General features: G+C 68.9%; 6 protein-coding genes. 2 read left to right on the top strand and 4 right to left on the bottom strand.

All coding sequences use genetic code 11. The features are described from left to right. Positions 1-545: alcohol dehydrogenase catalytic domain-containing protein (locus tag RIN18_RS17405; RefSeq protein ID WP_309105240.1), on the bottom strand; the 545-nt coding region annotated here is incomplete at its 3' end. A gap of 120 nt (positions 546-665) precedes the next feature. Here RIN18_RS17405 and RIN18_RS17400 point away from each other — a divergent pair. Then, positions 666-989 carry an ATP-dependent DNA ligase gene (locus RIN18_RS17400; protein WP_309105239.1) on the top strand — a complete coding sequence of 108 codons (324 nt, stop codon included), beginning with the start codon at positions 666-668 and terminating at the stop codon, positions 987-989. Between the two features lie 12 nt (positions 990-1001). On the opposite strand, the gene RIN18_RS17395 is transcribed toward RIN18_RS17400, so the two are convergent. Next, positions 1002-1226, bottom strand: coding sequence for a hypothetical protein (locus tag RIN18_RS17395; protein ID WP_309105238.1), 225 nt, complete (start codon positions 1224-1226; stop codon positions 1002-1004). A 165-nt stretch (positions 1227-1391) separates the two neighbouring features. Between RIN18_RS17395 and RIN18_RS17390 the strand changes: the two genes are divergently transcribed. Further along, positions 1392-1955 carry an SRPBCC family protein gene (locus tag RIN18_RS17390; protein ID WP_309105237.1) on the top strand — a complete coding sequence of 188 codons (564 nt, stop codon included), beginning with the start codon at positions 1392-1394 and terminating at the stop codon, positions 1953-1955. A 50-nt stretch (positions 1956-2005) separates the two neighbouring features. On the opposite strand, the gene RIN18_RS17385 is transcribed toward RIN18_RS17390, so the two are convergent. Together RIN18_RS17385 and RIN18_RS17380 are read right to left on the bottom strand one after the other, a co-directional pair. Then, positions 2006-2401 (bottom strand): hypothetical protein, encoded by a 396-nt coding sequence (locus tag RIN18_RS17385; RefSeq protein WP_309105236.1) that lies wholly within the window; start codon positions 2399-2401, stop codon positions 2006-2008. 133 nt (positions 2402-2534) lie between these two features. Beyond that, positions 2535-2699, bottom strand: coding sequence for a hypothetical protein (locus tag RIN18_RS17380; RefSeq protein ID WP_309105235.1), 165 nt, complete (start codon positions 2697-2699; stop codon positions 2535-2537). Between the last annotated feature and the right edge of the window lie 406 nt (positions 2700-3105).

The following is a 3105-nucleotide window of genomic DNA, read 5'->3' as shown; positions in this document are numbered from 1 at the left end:
AGCGACCCGCCGGGGGGCACGTTCGCGTAGCGGAATCCCTGCCACGCGGTCGGCAGGATGTCGCTGAGGAAGAGGTAGCGCTCGTCGGGCAGCTCGTGGCCGACGACGAGGGCGTTGGCGTCGGCACGCCGGACGCGCAGGAACTCCGCCTGGCCCCCGGGCACCTGGCCGTAGAGCTCGGTGTAGCCGTAGAGGGTCGCGCCCGTGCCGTGATCGCGGTTCTGCGTGGTCTCGCACTGCGTGGTCAGTCCGCGTGCGCACATGTAGCAACTGCCGCACGAGATCACGAAGGGCACGACCACTCGGTCCCCGACCGCGATGCGGCGGACGTCGGAGCCGACCGCTTCGACGACGCCCATCGTCTCGTGGCCGAGGATGTCGCCCCGGTGCAGGAACGGCCCGAACACGTCGTAGAGGTGCAGGTCCGAGCCGCAGATGGCCGTCGAGGTGACGCGGATCACCGCGTCCGTCGGCTCCGTGATGCGGGGGTCGGGCACGTCGACGACCCGCACGTCCTTGGTGGCATGCCACGTGAGAGCTCTCATGGCGACGTTCCTACGCGTCGGGTCCGCCGACCGGCAGGGGCTTGACGCCGGACAGCGCTCCGAGTCCCGCCGTGTCGCGGGCGCGGGCGCGGGCGCCGAAGGGCCGCTAGAGTGCTCGCCATGGGCAAGTTCATCTACAACTCGTCGGCACGCGAGATCGAGATCGACGACCGCACGCTCGCCCACTTGCGCGTGGCGATCCTCAACAAGCTGCGCCGCTCGGAAAGCTTCGCCATGACGTGGGAGCACGGTGTCGAGAACGGCAGCGGCCGCACCACCATCTGGCTGCACGAGTCCATTCCGCTGCAGTTCGTGTTCAGTGGCAACCGTCCGCCGAAGCTCAACCGGCTGTGGATCGAGCAGCTCCTGCTCTCCGCGAACAGCACCTCGGGCCTCCAGTTCGTGCCGGAGCCCGAGGACTCCGAGGTCTTCGAAGGCGAGTAGGCGCCGACGGCCTCAGTCGACCGGCTCGATCTGGGTCCGGACGAAGGCCTGGTCGCTGTTGCTGAGTCGTTCGGGCGCAGCGCGGCCGGTGATCGACGCGATCTCTTCGGCCGTCTGCGCGTCGAGCGGTTCGTCGAGCGCCTCGAGCAGCCGGTGCTTCGCGCCGATCGACAGTTTCGGCCACCACCGCTCGATCGACGCCTGCTCCGCATCCGGTCCTGTGTTGGTCGCGCCCATGCCGGCTCCTTCGTTCGGTGATCGTTCATCGCGGGCGACATGCCGCCGGCCCACTTCCCGTCTAGCAGTCGTGCCCGAGGGCGGCAACCCCCTCGCACCGCGCGCCGCCGCTGCCTAGCGTGGCTCGCGGACGCCGACTCCGGTGTCCGGAACGGGAGGAAAGACATGACCACGACTGTGACCGCGTCCATTGACGTCGACGTCCCCGTGCGTGTCGCGTACGACCAGTGGACCCAGTTCGAATCGTTCCCCGAGTTCCTCGGCGGCGTCGAGTCCGTCACGCAGCTCGATGACACGATGACGCACTGGGTCGTGTCCGTCGGCGGCGTCAAGCGCGAGTTCGACGCCGACATCTCCGACCAGGTTCCCGACGACCACGTGAGCTGGCGGGCCGTCGGCGGCGAGGTCGTCCACAACGGACGCGTGTCGTTCACGACCCAGGGGGCCGACTCGACCCGGGTCGACCTCGCCATCGAGTGGGAGCCCCAGGGCTTCATCGAGAAGGCGGGCGCCGCTCTGCAGATCGACGATGCGCAGGTGAAGAGCGACCTCAAGCGATTCAAGGAGTACATCGAGCACCGTCAGTCTCCCGACGGCGCATGGCGAGGGGAGATCCACGGCGGCGAGCGCACCGACGCGGGTTCCGCCGGCGGCATGGGCTCAGCCGCGACGGGCGGCGCGACGCGCGACGAGGGCGTGCTCGGGGCCGACCCCGATCTCCGCATGTGATCGCCGCCGCCTCCTGAGAGGCATCCGGCAACAGATCGAGACGCAGCCCCTCAGACGGGCTGCGTCTTGGTTTCCGCCGACGAGATCTGCTGCACGTCCACTCCCACCTGCACGGGCTGCGATGCGGGCGTGTGGATGGGGCCGGTGTCCAAATGCTCGGGTATGAGCTGGATGCCGCCCGTGCTGTTCGCCGAGCGCATCAGATCCTCGATCCAGGAGCGGCTGAGCTCGGGCGTCTCGGGTTCGTCGAACACGAAGCGGAGCGGGATGGACGGATGCAGCCACAGGGTGCTGCGACCGCGCGGCTGGTCTTCTCCGTGTCGCCACGAGAGGGTGAAGCTCTCACCACGGCGGAGCTTGGTCGTGATCGCGACCTTGAGGTGCGCAAGTGCCCGGTCTTCGATCCCGATCGGCGTGCCGGAGTCGCCGTAGTAGATGGTGCCCACGTCATCAGCATAGGACGCCGACCCCCATGCGGGCATTCCGGGGGACGAACGGCGCGCGGTGCTCTCCGAACGCAGACGAGAGCGGACGGCCCGCAGGCCGCCCGCTCTCGAAGCGATGGTGCGAAGTGCGAGGTCAGACCGCGCGCTTCCCGCCGAGGTATCGCACGAGGAACACGATGACCGCGATGGCGAGCAGGACGAGCCCCACCCAGAGCAGGAAGTTCAGCGTGGGAACGACACCGCCGGTGATCAGCAGCACGATGGCGGCGATGGCGATGATGGCGATGAGGATGTTCATGATCTCTCCTTCTGATGATCCGCGCGTGTGATCGACACGGCGGCCAGGTGGCCCCGCCGAAGCGGCACCTCGGAACGGGGGTACGTTCCGCGCTTCGACGGTAGGGCGCGGCGCGACCCGGTGGCGAGGGGTTGACCCCCTTTCTCGCACCGTGGTACCTCGGCCGACGCGCGGCATGGTGGGGCTTGTCAACCCCGCGCCCCGTGCCCCGGGCCGCGCGTACCCTGTCACGGAATCGAGGAGGCTCCATGCTCAATGACCAGCTCATCGATCCGACGGGGAAGCACACCACCGACCCGTTCCCCAAACAGGAGCAGGTTCCGCCGGGCCTGACCGACCGGATGGTGCCGCAGCCGGATCACGGCGAGCAGAGCTACCGCGGCAGCCTCCGGCTCACGGGCCGGCG

Origin of the sequence: Microbacterium sp., from assembly GCF_031179285.1 — a bacterium.
Taxonomy (GTDB): domain Bacteria; phylum Actinomycetota; class Actinomycetes; order Actinomycetales; family Microbacteriaceae; genus Microbacterium.
This window is presented reverse-complemented; position numbering and strand designations above follow the sequence as displayed.

Bases quoted from the DNA above. Each gene is read 5' to 3' on its own strand.
- RIN18_RS17380 (WP_309105235.1), bottom strand. From the start codon at position 2,699: ATGAACATCCTCATCGCCATCATCGCCATCGCCGCCATCGTGCTGCTG.
- RIN18_RS17400 (WP_309105239.1), top strand. From the start codon at position 666: ATGGGCAAGTTCATCTACAACTCGTCGGCACGCGAGATCGAGATCGAC.
- RIN18_RS17395 (WP_309105238.1), bottom strand. From the start codon at position 1,226: ATGGGCGCGACCAACACAGGACCGGATGCGGAGCAGGCGTCGATCGAG.
- RIN18_RS17390 (WP_309105237.1), top strand. From the start codon at position 1,392: ATGACCACGACTGTGACCGCGTCCATTGACGTCGACGTCCCCGTGCGT.